General features: G+C 71.8%; 15 protein-coding genes. All 15 read left to right on the forward strand.

The features are described 5' to 3' along the window. Positions 1-60: 60 nt before the first annotated feature. A complete protein-coding gene (gene fabG / locus ACFY0T_RS38435; RefSeq protein ID WP_388881784.1) occupies positions 61-813 on the forward strand; it encodes a 3-oxoacyl-[acyl-carrier-protein] reductase in 753 nt (250 codons plus the stop codon). Then, on the forward strand, positions 810-1,628 hold the full coding sequence (locus ACFY0T_RS38440) for a thioesterase II family protein (RefSeq protein WP_388881787.1): 819 nt from the start codon (positions 810-812) through the stop codon (positions 1,626-1,628). The genes fabG and ACFY0T_RS38440 overlap by 4 nt, the downstream gene beginning before the upstream one ends. After that, a complete protein-coding gene (locus ACFY0T_RS38445; protein WP_388881790.1) occupies positions 1,625-2,560 on the forward strand; it encodes a TauD/TfdA family dioxygenase in 936 nt (311 codons plus the stop codon). The genes ACFY0T_RS38440 and ACFY0T_RS38445 overlap by 4 nt, the downstream gene beginning before the upstream one ends. Positions 2,561-2,575: 15 nt before the next feature. After that, positions 2,576-3,568 carry a TauD/TfdA family dioxygenase gene (locus ACFY0T_RS38450; protein ID WP_388881793.1) on the forward strand — a complete coding sequence of 331 codons (993 nt, stop codon included), beginning with the start codon at positions 2,576-2,578 and terminating at the stop codon, positions 3,566-3,568. Positions 3,569-3,575: 7 nt separating this feature from the next. After that, positions 3,576-4,577 carry a beta-ketoacyl-ACP synthase III gene (locus ACFY0T_RS38455; RefSeq protein WP_388881796.1) on the forward strand — a complete coding sequence of 334 codons (1,002 nt, stop codon included), beginning with the start codon at positions 3,576-3,578 and terminating at the stop codon, positions 4,575-4,577. 84 nt (positions 4,578-4,661) lie between these two features. After that, a complete protein-coding gene (locus tag ACFY0T_RS38460) occupies positions 4,662-4,922 on the forward strand; it encodes an acyl carrier protein (RefSeq protein WP_388881799.1) in 261 nt (86 codons plus the stop codon). A 2-nt stretch (positions 4,923-4,924) separates the two neighbouring features. After that, positions 4,925-6,349, forward strand: coding sequence for a condensation domain-containing protein (locus ACFY0T_RS38465; RefSeq protein WP_388881803.1), 1,425 nt, complete (start codon positions 4,925-4,927; stop codon positions 6,347-6,349). Between the two features lie 46 nt (positions 6,350-6,395). Further along, positions 6,396-7,412, forward strand: coding sequence for a 2,3-diaminopropionate biosynthesis protein SbnA (gene sbnA / locus ACFY0T_RS38470; protein WP_388881806.1), 1,017 nt, complete (start codon positions 6,396-6,398; stop codon positions 7,410-7,412). Next, on the forward strand, positions 7,406-8,422 hold the full coding sequence (sbnB, locus tag ACFY0T_RS38475) for a 2,3-diaminopropionate biosynthesis protein SbnB (protein ID WP_388881809.1): 1,017 nt from the start codon (positions 7,406-7,408) through the stop codon (positions 8,420-8,422). Before sbnA ends, sbnB begins: the two co-directional genes overlap by 7 nt. 112 nt (positions 8,423-8,534) lie before the next feature. After that, positions 8,535-13,397: an amino acid adenylation domain-containing protein gene (locus tag ACFY0T_RS38480; protein WP_388881812.1), complete on the forward strand. Its 4,863-nt coding sequence runs from the start codon at positions 8,535-8,537 to the stop codon at positions 13,395-13,397. Positions 13,398-13,442: 45 nt separating this feature from the next. Then, the gene (locus tag ACFY0T_RS38485) at positions 13,443-14,366 is read left to right on the forward strand and encodes an ornithine carbamoyltransferase (RefSeq protein ID WP_388881815.1); all 924 of its coding nucleotides are present in this window, start codon (positions 13,443-13,445) and stop codon (positions 14,364-14,366) included. Next, positions 14,363-15,700 (forward strand): MFS transporter, encoded by a 1,338-nt coding sequence (locus tag ACFY0T_RS38490; RefSeq protein WP_388881818.1) that lies wholly within the window; start codon positions 14,363-14,365, stop codon positions 15,698-15,700. Before ACFY0T_RS38485 ends, ACFY0T_RS38490 begins: the two co-directional genes overlap by 4 nt. Next, on the forward strand, positions 15,693-16,463 hold the full coding sequence (locus ACFY0T_RS38495) for an ABC transporter ATP-binding protein (protein WP_388881821.1): 771 nt from the start codon (positions 15,693-15,695) through the stop codon (positions 16,461-16,463). The genes ACFY0T_RS38490 and ACFY0T_RS38495 overlap by 8 nt, the downstream gene beginning before the upstream one ends. A gap of 8 nt (positions 16,464-16,471) precedes the next feature. Next, positions 16,472-18,952, forward strand: a complete 2,481-nt coding sequence (locus tag ACFY0T_RS38500) for an FtsX-like permease family protein (RefSeq protein ID WP_388881824.1) — start codon at positions 16,472-16,474, stop codon at positions 18,950-18,952. Between the two features lie 277 nt (positions 18,953-19,229). Continuing rightward, positions 19,230-19,445, forward strand: coding sequence for an MbtH family protein (locus ACFY0T_RS38505; protein WP_388881827.1), 216 nt, complete (start codon positions 19,230-19,232; stop codon positions 19,443-19,445). Positions 19,446-19,524: the final 79 nt, after the last annotated feature.

The following is a 19,524-nucleotide window of genomic DNA, read 5'->3' on the forward strand; positions in this document are numbered from 1 at the left end:
GGCCCCATATAGCGAGCGAACCCACGCTCGACTCATTCGAACGGACGAGGGGGCTCGGACATGGGGCGGGACGGCAGCGCGGCACGGGTGGCGGTGGTGACCGGGGGGTCGCGGGGCATCGGACGTTCCGTCGCCGTACGGCTGGCGCAGGACGGTTTCGACGTCGCGATCTGCTACCGGTCGGACGACGCGGCGGCGCAGCTCGTGCAGAAGGAGATCGAGGACGCGGGGCGCCGGGCGCTGGTCCGCCGGGTGGACGTCGCCGTGCGTGAGCAGGTGCAGGAGTTCGTGACCGCCGTGGAGGCGGAGCTCGGCACTCCCGCCGCCGTCGTGACCTCGGCGGGCATCACCCGGGACCGGCCGCTCGCCCTCATGGGGGACGAGGACTGGAACTCCGTCGTCAGTACCAATCTGAGCGGCACCTACCACCTGCTGCGCTCCGTGATCCGGCCGATGATCCGCGAGCGCGCGGGTGCCGTCGTCACCCTGTCGTCGGTCGCCGGGGTCGCGGGCAACGCGGGCCAGGCCAACTACTCGGCGTCCAAGGCGGGCATCATCGGCCTCACCCAGTCGCTGGCCAAGGAGGCCGGCCGCTACGGAATCCGGGCCAACGCGATCGCCCCCGGATTCATCGAGACCGAGATGGTCGCCGGACTGCCCGAGGATGTCGTCAAGGGCGCGCTCACCCGTATCCCGCTGGGGAGGTTCGGGCAGGCCGACGAGGTCGCCGCCCTCGTCTCGTTCCTGGTCTCCCCGCAGGCCGGGTACATCACCGGCCAGGTGCTGCGCGTCGACGGAGGCATGGCGCTGTGACCTTCGAGACCTCCGACGACGTGTGGTTCCGCCGCTACCCCGCGGCGCGCACCCCCAGGGTGCGGCTGGTGTGCTTCCCGCACGCCGGCGGCAACGCCCAGCTCTTCCACGGCTGGCCCCACCGGCTGCCCGGCGACGTCGATGTGCTCGCCGTGCGCTACCCCGGACGCCAGGAGCGGATGGCCGAGCCGTGCGTCGAGTCCATGGACGAGCTCGCCGGCTCGGTCGCCGGGGCACTGGCCGGGTACCGGGACGTGCCGCTCGCGCTGTTCGGGCACAGCATGGGCGCGGCGGTGGCATACGAAGTCGCGACCCGTCTGGAAAACGACGGTGACGACCTCCTTCACGTCTTCCTGTCCGCGCGCAACGCCCCGCACCGCGCGCCCCGCACCTTCCTGCACCGGTCCGCCGACGACGTGCTGCTCGCCTCCGTCCGACGGCTCGGCACCCTCGGCGGCGACCCCTACGGCGTACCGGAACTGCGCGAACTGCTGCTGCCCGTGCTGCGCAGCGACTACCGCCTCATCGAGACCTACGCCCCGCAGGACCCGCCGCGGCTGCGGGCCCCGATCACCGCGTACGTCGGTGCGGCCGACCCCGGTTGCGACGTCGAACGGGTCGCCGCCTGGGCCGAGTTGACGGTCGGCGGCTTCGACCTGCGGGCGTTCCCCGGCGACCACTTCTACCTCGCCCCGAAGGAGGCCGAGCTGACCGCGGACATCGCCGCGCGCCTGGCCCGGCCGCCCCGGGGACTCACCGCATCCGCCATCCCGGCCGCACAACCGGCGGCCACGACTGCGAGGACTGCTCCATGACCAACACCGAGACCTGGGCGCCGCTGGAGATCAAGGCCGAGGACGGTGGCGGCGCCGACGAACTGCTCGCCCGGCTCGACACCCTGGACCCCGGCCTGGACGAGCTCCTCGTCCGCGAGAAGGGCCTGGTCTTCCGCGGGTTCGGCGTCACGCCCGAGACACTCGACAAGGCGCTCGACCGGCTGCTGCCGCACCGCCTCGCGTACGTCCACGGCAACTCGCCGCGCACCAAGGTCGGCGGCAACGTGTACACGTCGACGGAGTACCCGCAGGAGTACACCATCTCGATGCACAACGAGATGAGCTACGCGCACGCCTGGCCGACCCGGCTCGCCTTCTACTGCGAGGTGACGCCCGGCGGTGGCGGCGCGACCCCCGTCAGCGACGCCGCCCGCTGGCTGGCCGCGCTCGACGACGAGGTGCGCGAGGCCTTCGCGGGCGGGGTGCGCTACCTGCAGAACCTGCACGACGGGTACGGCCTCGGCAAGAGCTGGCAGGACACCTTCGAGACCAAGGAACGCGCCGACGTGGAGGAGTTCCTGTCGCACGCCGGCGCCGAGTGGACCTGGCGGCGCGACGGCAGTCTGCGCGTCGAGTCGGTGCGCCCGTCCACCATCCGGCACCCGGTCACGGGCGCCGAGGTGTGGTTCAACCAGGCCGACCAGTGGCACCCGGCCGGGCTCGGCGACGACACCGCCGCCGAACTCGCCGCGATCCTCCCCGAGGACGAGCTGCCGCAGATGGTGAAGTTCGCCGACGGGAGCCCGATCCCCGCCGAGTACGTCACCCAGATCCGGGACCGGGGCCTGGCCGTCGCCGTCGACGTCGACTGGCACCGGGGCGACCTGCTGCTCATCGACAACGTGCTGCTGGCCCACGGGCGGCGGCCGTTCACCGGGGACCGCCGGGTCCTCGTCGCGATGTCCGACTGAGCCGGGGGTTCCACGATGACGACCACTGAAGAAAACGTGCTGCCCGGCTGGGCCGGCACCGGCACCGCACCCGCGCTGCACCGGGCCGCCGCCGAGGGCGCCTCCGTCCTCGACGACATCGGCCGGCACCGGGACGAACTGCGCCGGTTGCTCCGGCAGCGGGGCGCGGTCCTGCTGCGCGGCTACGCCATCGGCGGAGTCGACGGCTTCGACGCCGTCGTGCGCGCCTTCTCCGGCACACCGCCGCTGGCGTACGCGGAGCGCTCCTCGCCCCGCAGCACGATCAAGGGCCAGGTCTACACCTCGACCGACTATCCGCCGGGCGAGGAGATCTTCCTGCACAACGAGAACTCCTACCAGGCCGTGTGGCCCGGCACCCTGTACTTCTACTGCGCCGAGCCGCCCACCACCCAGGGCGCCACCCCGCTCGCCGACACCCGGCGCATTCTGGCCGCCCTCGACCCGGACGTGCGCGCGGAGTTCGAGCGCCGCGGCTGGCAGGTCGTGCGCAACTTCCACACCGGATTCGGTGTGCCCTGGCAGGAGGCGTTCAACACCACGGACCGGGACGCCGTGATCGCGTACTGCAAGGAGCGGGACATCGTCGCCGAGTGGCGGCCCGACGGCGGACTGCGCACCACGGCGAACCGCGCGGCCGTGCACCGCCACCCCGTGACCGGCGAGCACGTCTGGTTCAACCACGCCACCTTCTTCCACGTCACCACCGTGGCCGAGGAGGTGGGTGCGGGACTGCGGGCGATCTTCCCCGACGAGGACCTGCCCACCAACACGTACTACGGCGACGGCGGAGCCATCCCGGACGAGGTGACGGACCATCTGCGCGCCGTCTACCGGGCGGGCTCCGTCCGCTTCGACTGGCAGCGCGACGACGTGCTGATCGTCGACAACATGCTCACCGCGCACGCGCGCGAGCCGTTCACCGGGCCGCGGCGGATCGCCGTGGCCATGGCCGAGCCGTCCGACGCCCCGTCGGACGGGGGGAGTTGAGGACGTCATGTCACAACCTGAGGCTGGGAAGGTCCCGTTGGAGACCTATCTGACCCCGCAGACCCATGGGTCCCGGATCACCGGCATCGCCGCCTACCGGCCCACCCGGCTGCTGTCCAACGAGGAGCTGTCACCGCTCACGACGGTCTCCCCCGAGTGGATCGAGCAGCGCACCGGGATCAGGACCCGCCACCACGCGAACGAGGCCGAGGACCTGGTCACCATGTCGGTCACCGCGGGCGAGAAGGCCCTGGTGATGGCCGACATCGACCCCGCGGAGGTCGACCTGACCATCGTCGCCACCGCGACCCGCAAGCGCCGTATGCCGGGCATCGCCCCGGAGGTGGCCAGCCGCATCGGACTGCCCAACTCGGGCGCGTTCGACCTGAACGCCGTGTGCGCGGGCTTCACCTACTCGATGGCGATGGCCTCCAACGCCGTACGGCTCGGCGAGGCGCGCCACGTCCTTGTGGTCGGCGCGGAACGCACCAGTGACTGGATCGACCCGAACGACCCCGACACCTTCGTCATCTTCGGCGACGGGGCCGGCGCCGCCGTGGTCTCGCGCACCGAGCACACCGGCATCGGGCCCGCCGTGTGGGGCAGCGACGGCGCCCGGCACAGCGTCCTCGGCCTCACCGAGCGGCCCGACGGGCGCGAGTACGTCGCCATGAACGGCCCGCTCGTCTACAAGTGGTCCACCGCGACCATGCCGGACGTCGCCCACCGGGCCTGCGCCGCCGCCGGGATCACCATGGCGGACATCGACTGGTTCGTGCCGCACCAGGCCAACAACCGCATCATCAAGACCCTCACCCGCGAGTTGGAACTGTCGCCCGAGCGCGTCGTCAACGACGTCGTCGACACCGGCAACACCTCCGCCGCCTCCGTGCCGCTCGCGCTCAGCCGCCTCTACGACAGCGGCCGCTCCACTCCCGGCGACCACGTGCTGCTGCTCGGCTTCGGCGCCGGGCTCACCTACGCGGGACAGGTCGTCCGCATGCCCTGACCAGGACCGCGGTCCTGTCCGCGTGCTCCGCTGCGGGCGCGCACCTCTTCATCGCACCTCACCACCACAGAGACGGAACCTCACATGACCACGCACGAGTTGACCACCGACGCCCTGACCGCCGAGGTCATCGCCCTCGTCCAGCGCACCGCGCCCGACCTGGAGGGCGACATCGACGCCGACTCCAGCTTCGAGGAGCTCGGCATGGACTCGCTCACGCGGGTCGACCTGCTGGCCGCCGTCGAGAAGACCTACAGCCTGTCGGTGCCCGACGAGACGGTCGCCGAGCTGCTGCGCGTGCGGGACGTCGTCGCCTTCCTCGCCACGGCAAAAGCGGAGGTCTGACGGTGGAACCTCACTACGGGGGGCGGACGGCGGACACCGTCCTCGACACACCACTCCCGCTGTCGGTGGGCCAGGAAGGGCTGTGGCTGCTGCAGCGCCTGGCCCCCGACAGCGCGACATACAACCTCGCCGGCGGGGCCCGGATGACGCCCGCGCCGGACCCGGAGATCCTCGGCCGTGCCATCCGAGCCCTGACGGACCGTCACCCCATGCTCCGCTCCCGTTACACGGAGACGGACGGGCAGCCCTGCCGCATCGTCCAAGAGGCCGGTGTGCTGGGTGAGTTGACGGTACGTGAAGTGCCGGACGCCACGGACGAGGAGCTCGACGAGCTCGTCACGGCGGAGGTGCGACGGCCCTTCCGGCTGGACACCGAGGGCCCCTTCCGCGCCGTACTGCTGCGCCGCCGCGACGACGCCGTGGCGCTGGTCGTCACCCACCACATCGCCACCGACGCCTTCTCGCAGTGGCTGCTGTGGCGCGACCTGCTCCAGGCGTACGAGGCCTTCGCGTCCGGTGAGGAGGAGCCCGGCTGGGAGCCGCTCCCCGTCGGCTACGACGACTTCGTCGAGCGGGAGCAAGTGCTCCTCGACTCCTCGCGCGGCAAGCGGCAGGCGGAGTTCTGGCAGGAGGAGGCCGCCGGAGCGCAGGCCGCCGAGCTGCCCACCGACCGGCCCCGCCCCGCCGTGTCCTCGCAGTCCGGTGCGAGCCTGCTGCGCCGGCTGCCCGACCGGCTCTCCGACAAGGTGCTGCGCACCGCCGCGCGGCGCGGAGTCTCCCCGTTCGCCCTGACCCTCGGCGCCTTCCAGTCACTGCTGCACCGCTGGGGCGGCCAGAGCGACTTCCTCCTCGCCTGCCCGGCGTCCACCCGGCGCTCCTCCGCGGCCCAGGTCGTGGGCTACTTCGTCAACCCGGTGCTCATCCGCGGCCGGTTCGACCGGGAGACCACGCTCGGGGACGCGATGGCCCAGGCGGCCGACCGGGTCCGGCAGGCCACCGCGCGCGTCTCCTACCCCTACCCACTGGTCGCCCGCGACGCGGGCACGGCGGGCCCGCTGTACCGGATCTCGGTGACGATGGTGGCCACCGACCGGTTCGGGCCGGGCATGGGCGGCGCCGCCTCGGGCGAGCCGATGAACGTGGCGGGCATCGAGACGACGTACCTGGAGATCCCGCATCTGGAAGGCCAGTGCGACCTCTCGCTGGAGATCACCCGTGACGTGTACGGGCTGACCGTGGCCCTGCGCTATGACACCGACCTGTTCGAACGGGCCACCGCGGAGCGGCTGTTCGATCTGTTCGTCCGGTTCGTCGAGGCGGCCGCCGACGATCCCGACCAGCGAGTCTCCCGGATCCCGCTGACCGACGACGCCGAACGCCGGGCGCTCCTCGCCCTCGGCAGCGGCGGACCCGGCGGCACCCCGTGACCGACCACCTCGTGATGGACCACGAACCCGGCAGGAGCCTGCGGTCATGACGCCACGACCGGTGCTCGACGGCATCCTCGACGCCATCGGCGACACACATCTGGTGGAGCTGGGCGGCCTGCTGCCCCGCTTCCCCTCCCGGGTCCTCGCCAAGCTCGAAGGGTTCAACCCGGGCGGCAGCGTCAAGGACCGGTCCGCGCTGTCCATGCTGCTCGGCCGGATCCGGGGCGGCGAGCTGATCCCCGGCCGGTCCACAGTCGTGGAGTCCAGCTCCGGCAACCTGGCCATCGGGATCGCCCAGATCTGCCGCTACTACGGGATCGACTTCATCTGCGTGGTCGATCCCAAGACCACCCGGCAGAACCTGGCGATCCTGCGGGCCTATCAGGTCACGGTCGAGATGGTCACCGAACCCGACCCGGACACCGGCGCCTTTCTGCCGGCCCGGCTCGCCCGGGTACGGGAGTTGGTGGCCGCCCTGCCCGGCGCCTACTGGCCCAACCAGTACGCGAATCCGCTCAATCCGCGGGCCCACACCCGGACCATGCGGGAGATCGCCGAGGCGCTGGACGACCAGGTGGACTACCTGTTCTGCGCCACCGGCACCGGTGGCACCATGACCGGCTGCGCCCAGTACATCCGCGAGCGCGGCCTGTCCACGACGCTGGTCGGCGTGGACGCGCTCGGCAGCGTGCTGTTCGGCGGTCCGCCCGGGCCGCGGCTGCTGCCCGGGCACGGCGCGGCCGTCCGCCCGGCGCTGTTCGATCCCACGCTCGCCGACGAGGTGGTGCTCGTCTCGGACCTCGACTGCGTGGTCGGCTGCCGGACCCTGACGCAGCGCGAGGCGATCCTCGCGGGCGGCTCGTCCGGTGCCGTCACCGCCGCCCTGCTGAAGTTCGCCGACCGCGTTCCGGCGGGCAGCACCTGCGTGCTGATCTTCCCGGACCGCGGCGACCGCTACCTCGACACGATCTACGACGACGAATGGGTGCGCCGCCAGTTCGGCGAGGTGAGCCACCTGTGGAAGGAACCGGAGCACACCATGGCGGTGGGAACATGCTGATCATCGGCCACCAGACGGTCGCGGGGCTCCTCGAAGGGCGCGAGAAGGAGGTCGTCGACCTCGTCGCTGACGCCTACCGGCGCCACGACGAGGGACGCACCAGCCTGCCGCACTCCGTCTTCCTGCGCTTCCCCGACCGGCCCCGGGACCGCATCATCGGCCTGCCCGGATACCTCGGCGGCAGCGCGGACGGCGGCGAGGACGACATCGCCGGAATGAAGTGGATCGCCTCCTTCCCCGGCAACATCGCCTCCGGAGTGCAGCGCGCCAGCGCCGCGATCCTGCTCAACAACCTGCGCAACGGGCAGCCCGAGGCGCTCATCGAGGGCTCCCTGATCTCCGCCCAGCGCACCGCCGCCTCGGCCGCCGTGGGCGCCCGCATGCTCCTCGGCGGCCGCAGGCCCTCCGGGGTCACGCTCATCGGCTGCGGCGTCATCAACCGCGAGGTGCTGCGCTTCCTTGCCGTCGAACACCCCGGCCTCGACCAGCTCACCGTGTACGACACGGACCCCGGGCGCGCCCGGCGGTTCACCCAGGACAACGCGCGGTTGCTGCCGTCGGCCACCGTCCGCCACTGCGACACACTCGAAGAGGCGCTGGCCGCCCACGACCTGGTATCCATCGCCACCACCGCCGCGACCCCGCACACCACGCTCGACGCCTGCCCGCCCGGCACCGTGGTGCTGCACGTCTCGCTGCGCGACCTGACCGCGCGGGCCGTGCTCGACGCCCACAACATCGTCGACGACCCCGACCACGTGTGCCGCGAGAACACCTCGGTGCACCTCGCCGAACTCGCCACCGGCGGCCGGGACTTCATCGACGCGAGCATCGGCGCGCTGCTGCGCGGCACCGCGACGCTCGACCCGCACCCCGGCAAGCCGCTCGTGTACTCGCCCTTCGGGCTCGGCGTCCTCGACCTCGCGCTCGCCCGCTTCGTCCGCGACAGGGCCCGCGCCGGCGGCCTGGGCACCGACGTCGCGGACTTCCTGCCGGCGCCCGCCGCGTAATAGCCCGCCGCGCCGCAGCACCCGCCGACGCCCACCCGGATGGAGCGGCGACGCTCCCTCGCCGCGCAGGGCCGCCGCACCGCCGTACGTGATGACCTTCCCTGGAGAAGAGATGACAGTCCCGCTGCACGAACTCGTCGCCCGTCAGGCCGTGTCGACTCCGCTCGCCGTCGCGGTCGACGGCGACCAGGGGCCGCTGAGCTACGAAGCGCTCGACCGGCGCGCCAACCGGATCGCGCATCTCCTCGCGGCCCGCGGTGTCGGCGCGGAGGACCGGGTCGTCGTCTGCCTGCCGCGCGGCCACGACCTGGTCGCGGCGCTGCTCGGCGTCTGGAAGGCGGGCGCGGCCTATGTGCCGCTGGACGCCGGGCATCCGCAGGAGCGTACGGCCTGGGTGGTCGCCGACAGCGGCGCGGGAACGGTGGTGACGACCGCGGCCGACGCCGAGATGTTCGAACAGCTCCTGCCCGGCGGCGTCGTGGCCCTGGAAGCCGAGGCCCTGGACGAACTCCCGGACACAGCACCTCAGGTGGAGGTCACCTCCGACCACGCCGCCTACCTCACCTACACCTCGGGCTCGACCGGGCGCCCCAAGGGTGTGCTCGTGCAGCACGGCGGCATCGCGGGGCGCGTCGGCTGGTCGCTGAACAACCAGGGGCTGACGCCCGCGGACCGGGTGCTCCAGAAGACCGTCCTCACCTTCGACGCCGCCGCCTGGGAGCTGTTCACGCCGCTCGCCGCGGGTGCCACCGTCGTCATGGCGCCGGCGGGGGCCGAGGCCGACCCGGCACTGCTGGTGCGGACGGTCGCCGACGAGCACATCACCGTGCTCCAGGGTGTGCCGTCCGTGTTGCGGCTCCTGGTCGCCGAGCCGCACTGGGCGGACTGCGCGGACCTGCGCCTGGTGTGCTCGGCGGGCGAGCCGCTGGACGCCGAACTCTGCCGCCGCCTCGCCGAACCGGGCGGCGCCCGGGTGTGGAACACCTACGGTCCCACCGAGTGCTCCATCGACGTCACCGCCCAGCTCTTCGACCCCGAGCGGCACACGGAGGCCGTCCCCATCGGACGCCCCCTGGACCACCTGCGCGTCTACGTCCTCGACGCCGAGTTCGACCCGGTGCCGATCGGCGTCGTGGGGGAGCTGTACGCGGCGGGCGAGGGCACGGCACGCGGCTACGCGGGACGCCCCGGACAGACCGCCGAGCGCTTCCTGCCCGACCCGCACGGCCCCGCGGGCAGCCGCATGTACCGCACCGGCGACCTGGTGCGCTGGCGTTCCGACGGCTCCCTGGACTTCCTCGGCCGCGCCGACCACCAGGTCAAGGTCAACGGCGTCCGCATCGAACCGGCCGAGGTGGAGGCCGCGTTGAACGCCCACCCGGATGTCCGCGGCGCCGTCGTCGACGCCCGCGTCATCGGCGACGGCAAACGGCTCGTCGCCTATCTGACGACGGGCCGCCGCATCCCCCGGGACGAGCTGCGCACCTTCCTGCGCGGTCGCCTTCCCGAGCCGATGATCCCCTCGCTCTTCGTGCCGCTGGAGGCCTTCCCGCTGACCAGCAGCGGCAAGGTGGACCGCGGCGCGCTGCCCGACCCGGTTCTGGAGCAGGCACAAAGCGCCGAGTACATCGCCCCGCGCACCCCCGCCGAACGGCTCGTCGCCCAGGTGTGGGAACAGCTCCTCCAGGTCGAACAGGTCGGCGCGCACGACGACTTCTTCGCGCTCGGCGGCTCCTCCCTCGTCCTCACCCGGCTCGCCGACGCCCTGCGCAAGGCGTCCGGCGACGACATCCAACTCCGCGGCCTGTTCGGCGCGTTCACGGTCGAGGCGCAGGCCAAGCTCCTTCAGGACGCCCGTCCCGCCGTACCCGGTGTGACGCCGGTCGGCCGCGACGAGCCGCTGCCGCTCTCCTTCGGCCAGCACCGGCTGTGGTTCCTCGACCGCATGCACCCGGGCAGCCCCGAGTGGGTGGCCCCGTTCTTCCTGCGGCTGCCCGCCGGCACCACCCGCGACGTCATGCAGTCCGCCCTCGACGCGCTGGAGACCCGCCACGAGTCACTGCGCACCCGCTACGTCGTCGAGGGCGAGGAACCCCGCCAGCTGATCGTCGCGCCGGGCACCGTCGAACTGCGCGTCGAGGACGCCTCGGAGGCACATCTGGAGCGGCTGTTCGGGGAGCAGTTCGCCCGCGGCTTCGACCTCACGGACGGCCCCCTGTGGCGGGCGCTGCTGGTCCGTGTGCCCAAGGGCGGCCCGGTCCTGCTGGTGACGGCCCACCACATCGCCACCGACGGCTGGTCGACCGTCCTCCTCGACCGCGAGCTGCGCGAGCTGTGCGCGGCGGCCACCGAGGGCCGCACCCCCGAACTCGACCAACTCCCGGTGCAGTACGCCGACTTCGCGGCCTGGCAGGCGGCCCACGGCTCCGACATCTCCTCCTCGCGCGAACTGGACCACTGGAAGCAGACCCTCGCCGGACTGCCCGAACTCAGGCTCCCCACCGACCGCCCCCGCCCCGCGCAGCGCGACGCGCGCGGCTCCGGTGTCAGGTTCTCCGTGCCCGCCTCGCTCGCCGACGCCCTCACCGGCATCGGACGCCGGCACGGCGCGACCCCGTACGTGACGCTGCTCGCCGCCTTCGGCGCGCTGCTCGGGCGCTACAGCGGCCAGGACGACTTCGGCATCGGCAGCCCGGTGACCGGCCGGACCCGCCCCGAGACCCAGAGCACCGTCGGCTTCTTCCTCAACTCCCTTGTCATGCGCTGCGATCTGACCGGCGACCCCACCTTCGCCGAGCTGCTCCAGCGGGTCCGCGCCACGGTCATGGCCGGCTTCGCCCACCAGGAACTGCCCTTCGAACGGCTCGTGGACGAACTCCAGCCCACCCGCGACCTCTCGCGCACCCCGCTCTACCAGGTCGCCTTCGACCTCCAGGACGAGGGAGCCACCTCGGTGGCCGCCGACGACATCCTCATGGACGCCTTCCAGGGCGCCTGGCGGGTCGCCAAGACCGACCTCACCCTCTTCGTCTGGCGCCAGTCCGACGGCTCCCTGATCGGCGCCTTCGAATACGCCACCTCCCTCTTCGACCACGACACCGTCGAGCGCCTGGCCCACCACTTCGTCCAGTTCCTCGAAGCCGTCGCCGCCGACGCGGACACCTCCCTCTCCGCCGTCGACATCACCTCCGTCCAGGAGCGCCGCCTGCTCAAGGCGTGGAACGACACGGCGACGCCGGTAGGTGAGGTGTCGGTGCCGGAGCTGATCGCGGAGCGGGTGGCCGAGTCGCCGGGTGCGGTGGCGGTGGAGGCCGGGGGTGTGCGGCTGACGTTCGGTGAACTGGACGCTCGGGCCAACCGCCTTGCGGGTGTGCTGGGTTCGCGTGGTGTGCGTGCGGAGTCGTCGGTGGCGGTGCTGCTGGATCGCTCGGTCGATCTGGTGGTGGCGTTGTTGGCGGTGTGGCGGGCCGGGGCGGGCTATGTGCCGCTCGATCCGGCGCTGCCTCGGGAGCGGGTCGAGGGCATGCTGGCGGATGCCGGGGTGTCGGTGGCGGTGACGTCGGCCGCGTACGCGGACCGGTTCGCTGTCGATGTCGTACGGGTGGACGAGGTTCACCCGGAGGCGGATGTGTCGCTGGCGCCGGTGGATCTGGACTCGTTGGCGTACACGATCTTCACGTCGGGTTCGACGGGCCGCCCGAAGGGTGTGCAGGTCACGCACCGCGGTCTGGTGAATCATGTGGGCTGGGCGGTGCGGGAGTTGGCGTCGTGCGGCTCGGGTGGTGCTCCGGTGTTCTCGTCGGTGGCTTTCGACCTGGTGGTGCCGAATGTGTGGGCGCCGCTGGCGGCCGGGCAGCGGGTGTGGCTGTTCGACGGTGAGCTGACCGAGCTGGGCCAGGCGCTGGCGGAGGCAGGCCCGTTTTCCTTCCTCAAGCTGACTCCCGGTCACTTGGACGTCATCGGCAGCCAGTTGAGCGATGAGCAGATCCGGGCGCTCACGACACGGATCGTGGTCGCGGGCGAGGCGCTTCCCGGCGCTCTGGTGGAGCGCTGGCGTCAACTCCTCGGCGACGGACGGATCTTCAACGAGTACGGTCCCACCGAGGCGACCGTCGGCACCTGCGTCTTCCCGATCGAGACGTCGTACGACGGCGTCGTGCCGATCGGCCGCGCGCTGCCCAACGTCCAGATGCGCGTCCTGGACGCGGAACTGCGCCCGGTTCCGGTGGGCGTCGTGGGGGAGTTGTACGTCGGTGGCGCCGGGGTCGCGCGCGGCTACATCGGCGATCCGGTGCGGACGGCGCAGCGGTTCCTGCCCGACGCATACGGCGAGCCGGGCGCCCGGCTCTACCGCACCGGCGACCTGGCGCGCTGGCGCGCGGACGGTGCGGTGGAGTTCCTGGGCCGGATCGACGACCAGGTGAAGGTGCGCGGCTATCGCATCGAACTCGGTGAGATCCGGGCCGCGTTGATCGCGCATCCGGAGGTGTCGGACGCGGCCGTGACCGTCACCGACGACCAGCGTCTGGTCGCCTACGTCGTCGGCGGCATCGACGACCTCCGTGACGCGCTGGGGTCCGCCCTGCCCGAGTACATGATCCCGTCCACCTACATCGAGCTGGACAAGATCCCGCTGACGGCCAACGGCAAGCTCGACCGGCGCGCCCTGCCGGACCCGGAGGCCGGGGCCGCCACGGATTCGTACATCGCGCCGCGCAGCGAGGTCGAGGAGAGCATCGCGGCCATCTGGGGTCAGGTCCTCGGCCTGGACAAGGTGGGCGTCGAGGACAACTTCTTCGACCTCGGCGGACACTCCATCCTCGCCGTACGGCTGATCTCGCGACTGCAGACCGAGTACGACCTCGATCTGCCGGTGCGGGTCGCCTTCGAACGCCCCACCGTGGCGCAGCTCGCCGCGGAGATCGAGGACCGGGTGCGGGCCGAGATCGACGCGCTCCTGACCGACGCCCGCTGAGCTCCCAGCCTCTCAGAAGCCCCACAAGAAGGGACCCCCATCGTCATGGGATCCGCGCGACACCTGATCTCCCTCACCGACCTGACCGACGACGAGCTGCGCGGCATCGTGGCGAGAGGCGTGGAATTCGCCTCCGGCGCACGGGCGAACACCATGGACGGCGCTGTCGTCGGTGTCTACTTCCGCCGTACGTCGACCCGCACCCGTACCGCGTTCACGGCGGGCGCGCTGCGTCTGGGCGCGCAGACCGTGACGTTCGGGCCCGGCGATCTGCAGACCAACACCGGAGAGACCAGCGAGGACACCGGGCGGGTGTTCGCCGGGATGCTCGACCTGCTGGTGGCCCGGACCGCCGATGCCACCGCGGAGCTGCGGACCTGGGCCGCCGGCGACATGTCGGTGATCAACGCGATGAGCGCCGAGGAGCATCCGACGCAGGGGCTCACCGATCTGACCACGCTGCAACGGCACTTCGGGCGGGTGGACGGACTGCGGCTGCTGTACGTCGGCGAGGGCAACAACAGCGCCGCCGCCCTCGCGCTGGCCCTCACCCGCTACCCCGGCACCGAACTGGAACTGCGCACTCCGCCCGGCTACGGACTCGCGCCCGAGATTCTCGCCCAGGCGGCGGAGCAGGCGGTGCGCAGCGGCGCGAAGGTGGTCGAACGGCACGACATGAGCGCGCTGCCCGCCGACCTCGACGCCGTCTACACCACCCGCTGGCAGACCACCGGGACCAGCAAGCCGACCGAGGACTGGCGGGACGTCTTCGCGCCGTTCCAGGTCACCCGGGCCCTGTGGGAGAGCAGCCCGAAGGCCGTCTTCCTGCACGACCTGCCCGCCCACCGCGGCGAGGAGGTCACCGCCGAGGTGCTCGACGGGCCGGCGAGCATCGCCTTCACGCAGGCCACGCACAAGCTGCACAGCGCGATGGCCGTCCTGGAGTGGTGCTGGGCGGGCCATCGATGAGTACGGACATCCAGGCGCGGGACGGCGGCGAGGAGAAGCTGCCGCCGCTGCGCAGCAACGGGCGCTTCCGGCTGCTGTGGGGCGGTTCCGCGCTGTCGGTCATGGCGGAACGCTCCTCCACCATGGCCTTCACCCTGCTGGTGCTCTGGCACACCGGGTCGAAGAGCGCCGCGGGCCTGGTCGGCTTCGCCGCGCTGCTGCCCATGCTGGTCATGCAGTTGCCCGCCGGAGTGCTGGTGGACCGCTGGGACAGACGGCGCGTGATGCTGGTGTGCGTGGCGGGGCGGGCGCTGGCCATCGGGTCGGTGGCGGTCTCGCTCGCCGGGGACGAGGTGCGCGTCTGGCACATCGCGATCGTTGCCTTCGTCCAGGGCAGCCTCACCGTCTTCTACCAGCTGTCGGAGCGGGCGGCGGTGCGCGGTGTCGTGCCGCCGCAGCAGGTGTCCACCGCGATGGCGCAGAACGAGGCGCGCTCCCGCGCCGTGAACTTCGTCGGGCATCCGGCGAGCGGTGTGCTGTTCGGCCTGTCGGCCTGGGTGCCGTTCCTGTCCAGCACCGGGCTCTACCTGATGTCCCTGCTGACGCTCACCCGGCTGCGGATTCCCCGCAATCCGCGCTCCGGCAAGGCCAAGAGCGCCCGCGGCATGCGCGAGGAGATTTCCAGCGGACTGCGCTGGGTGTGGCAACGTGCCTATTTCCGCTCGGCGTTGCTCATCATCGCGGGCAGCAACCTCGTCTTCCAGGGGCTCATCCTCACCGTGGCCGTGCTGGTCAGGGAGCAGGGCAGACCGGCGAGCACGGTCGGTCTGATCATGGCGGCCGGCAGTATCGGAGGACTCCTCGGAGCCTTCAGCGGCGGGTGGTTGAGCAGGCGGCTGCCGATGCGGCGTGTGATGATCTACGCGCATGTCGCCTGGGCCCTGATCATGCCCGGAACGGTATTTCTCTTGCATCCTGTGACACTTGGGATTCTCTTCTTCATAACGTCGCATATAGGAGCCGCTGTTACGGTCTCCGGTATGTCCCATCAGGTGCGCATCACACCCGACGCCATGCAGGGGAGGGTCGGCAGCGTCGTCATGCTCCTTGTCTCCGGGGCGAGTTCGCTCGGCGCGCTCGGAACCGGATACCTCTTGGAAGGTGTCGGTACGCGCGGGACACTGGCCGTCGCATCCGGAGTGATGGCCCTGCTCGCCGTGGTGGCGACCGTCGTGTTCACCCGCCCCGGGGCGGAGCTCGAGGACCGGAGCGCCCAGGAAGAGGCGTCCGGACATCGGCAGGAGCTGACGGCCGGTCCCCCCACCACCATGACGCTACGGAGAAGTGATGGATGACGCAGTGCGGCTGGAGTCGCTCACCAAGACCTACGGCTCGGGCAGTGGCGCGGTCAGCGCGTTGCGCGAGGTCGGCCTGTCCTTCCCGCGCGGCAGCTTCACTGCCGTCATGGGACCCTCGGGATCAGGCAAGTCCACCCTGCTGCAGTGCGCCGCCGGGCTCGACCGGCCCACGTCCGGGCGGGTGTTCATCGACGGCACGGACATCGGCGGCCTGAACGAGACCCAACTGACCGAGTTCCGCCGGGAGTCCACCGGTTTCGTCTTCCAGTCGTTCAACCTGCTGCCCTCGCTGACGGCCGCGCAGAACGTCGGGCTGCCGCTGCGGCTGGCCGGCCGCAAGCCCGGGCGCCAGACGGTGCTGCGGGCGCTCGCCCAGGTCGGCCTGGAGGACCAGGCGGGCAAGCGCCCCAGCCAGCTCTCCGGTGGCCAGCAGCAGCGGGTGGCGGTGGCCCGCGCCCTCGTCACCCGTCCCGCCGTGCTCTTCGCCGACGAGCCCACCGGTGCGCTCGACATCACGACAGGCCGCGAACTGCTCGAAGTGCTACGGAAGTTGGTCGGCAGCCCGGTCACGGGCGGCCAGGGCGCCGACGATCCCGAGCTCGACGAGCCCACCACCATCGTGATGGTCACGCACGACCCGAACGTGGCCTCGTACGCGGACCGTGTGGTGTTCCTCGCCGACGGCGCCCTGGTCGGCGAGCTGACCACGCCGACGGCCGAGGCGGTCGCCGCCCGCATGACCGATCTGGCGGTGTCGTAGTGCTCGGCGTGGCCTTCCAGACCCTGCGGGCGCGCTGGGTGTCGTTCCTCGGCACCGTCGTGGCGCTCGTGCTCGGCGTCGCGCAGGTCGCCGCGATGGGCGTCCTGCTGATGACGATGCTCGATCTGCCCGACCGTCCGCCCGAGCGGTTCGCCCAGGCCTCCGCCGTGGTGCTGCCCACCGACCCCGACTGGGACCCGGCCCACCACGACCTCGGCGTCCGCTCGCTGCCCGAGGCCGAGGGCGTCTCGCAGGACCTGCTCGGCCGGGTCTCGGCCACCGGGGAAACCGTGGTCGACCGGGCCTTCTACGCCCAGCTCCACGGCGGCCCGAAGAACCAGGTCGGCCACCCCTGGGCGGTCGCCCGCTTCGGCGGATACAAGCTGACGAGCGGTCAACAACCCTCCGATGACCGGGAGATCGTTGTCCCGTCCGACCAGGCGCACACCGGCGAGAAGGTGACGGTGATGACCGCCGCCGGCGTCTCGACGTACACGGTGTCCGGCACGGTCGCCCCGGTCGACTGGGAGAACGCGGTGTTCTTCGGCGACGCCGAGGCCGCCCGGATCTCTCCGCGCATCCAGGCCCTGGTGGCGCTCGGCCCGCTCGACCAGGTGCGCGGCGCCGTCGGCAAGGACGCCGAAGTCCTCACCGGCAAGGACCGGCACAAGGCCGACGCCAGCGAGGCCGAGGACCGCGAGACCCTCGACAACACCATCACGCTGGTCCCGGTGATGGCCTCCGTCGCGGGCACCACGTCCGTCTTCGTCGTTGCCTCCACCTTCGCCTTCGCCGTCATCCAGCGGCGCCGCGAGGTCGCCCTGCTGCGCACCGTCGGCGCCACGCCCAAGCAGGTCCGCCGCATGGTCCGCGGCGAGGCCCTGCTCGTGGGCACCCTGGCCTCCGCGCTCGGCACGGCCCTCGGCCTGTACGGGGCGCAGCTGCTCACCGACATGCTCATCGACCTCGACATCTCACCGCCCTGGTTCCGTGTGCGGCCCTCGTTGCACTGGACGGTGACCGCCCCGCTGGCCGGCGCGTTCCTCGTCGGTGTCCTGGTCGCGCTGTGCGGTGCGGCCGCCGCCGCGCACCGCGCAGGACGGGTCCGGCCCGTGGAGGCGCTGCGCGAAGCCGCGGTCGACGACTCGGGGATGACGCCCGGACGGCTGCTGATCGGCGCCCTCGGCGTCGGCGGCGGCGTGGGCCTCGCCGCATGGATCGCCGTCGGCAAACCGGCCACCATCCTCTCGCCCAACACCTACGTCACCGAACTGCTGGTCCCCGTGCTGGCCGCCGCCGTGATCGCGCCCCTGGCGATCGGCCCGCTGGCCAGGCTGCTGATGTGGCCCTTCCGTAACTCGGCCGGGCCCACCGCGATGCTCGTCCGCGAAAGCGTGCTCACCTCGCGCCGTCGCACGGCCGCCACCGCGGCACCCATCCTTCTCACGGTCGGCCTCGCCCTGTCGCTGCTCGCCGCCACCGACTCGCTCGGCGCGGCCCGCGACCACGGACTGCGCAACCAGGTCGCCTCGCAGTACGCGCTCGCCCCCGACGGCACCCCGGGCATCAGCCCCGAAGTCGTCGACCGGGTCAAACGCATCGACGGCGTACAGATCGCGGCGCCCCTCCTCACCACGGTCTACACCCGTGACGAGGACCGCTACGAGGAGAACGACGGCATGGTCGTGGACACCTCCGCGCTCAAGCGGACCATGGACCTCGACATCACTCAGGGCTCCCTGGACAAGCTCGACGACAACAGCATCGCCGCCCCCGACCTGTGGGGCTGGGACGCCGGCACCACGCAGAAGATCCTGCTCGGCGACGGCACGGAGGCCACGCTGAAGGTCGCGGCGGTCTACAAGGCGATGCGCGGCGAGGACGTCGCCTACCTCCCGGAACGCTTCGCCCCGTCCGCCGCCTATGCCCGCGACGGCCTGGCCCGGCGCGCCTATATCTCCCTGAATCCCGGTACGGACAAGGCAGCTGCCACCGCGGCGATCGCCAAGGCCGTCCAGGGCACCGGGGCACGCTTCCTGACCCGGGACGAGCTGGTCGCCTCGGAGAGCGCGTACGCCCGCCACCTCATCGAAGTGCGACAGCGCTCCACTGCCGTGATCGTCGTGCTGTTCTGCTTCATCGCCATCCTCAACACCCTGCTCATGGCGACCTCCGACCGGCGCCGCGACCTCGCGGTGCTCCGACTGGCGGGGGCCACCCCCAAACAGGTCGTACGGTTCTTCGTCGCCGAGTCGCTGCTGGTGGCCGGCATCGGCATCGTCCTCGCCCTGCTCGCGTCCGCCGTGAACATCGCGGCCCTGTGGGCGGCACTGCTCCAACTCTTCGGTACGACACCGATCGTGGCGCCGTGGCTCGTGGTCGTCGGCATCGCCGCCGTCTCCACGGTGCTCGCCGTCATTGGCACGGTGCTGCCGGTCTCGGCGGCGCTGCGCTCCCGGATCGTCCAACTGGTCGGCGCCCGCGAATAACGCGGACGCCTCGCCCGACAGGAGCCTCCGCCCCGGCGGACGCCCCGCCCGAAAGACCGCGCGCGGCCTGGTCCCTCCCCCCGTGGGGACCGGGTCGCGCGCTTCTTTGTGCCCGCGCACGGGCCCGTAGGGGCCCTGGATACGTCCTGAATGCGTCCTGGATGCGTACGACAGTTCGCGTAGAGGCCCGGTATAGGCCCCCACCGGAAGCTGACGGCGGATCCGGGTGCGTATCCCGATCCGATGTCCGAACAGACCTCCGAGAGGGAGAGCCGACATGGCTGACGAGCAGACCGACAACCGCGTGTACCGGGTGGTGCTCAACGACGAGGAGCAGTACTCCATCTGGGCCGCGGACCGGGACATGCCCGCGGGCTGGCACGCGGAAGGCACCGAGGGGACCCGGCAGGAGTGCCTGGACCGCATCGAAGAGGTCTGGACGGACCTGCGCCCCGCGAGCCTGCGCCGCCGCATGGAACAGGCGACCGCCTGAGGCAAGCGCCTAAAGGCAACCGCCTCACAGGCGCTCGCACGCACACGCACACGCACACAGCACCACGGCCGGAAACCGA

Origin of the sequence: Streptomyces sp. NPDC001530, assembly GCF_042894545.1 — a bacterium.
Lineage (GTDB): Bacteria > Actinomycetota > Actinomycetes > Streptomycetales > Streptomycetaceae > Streptomyces.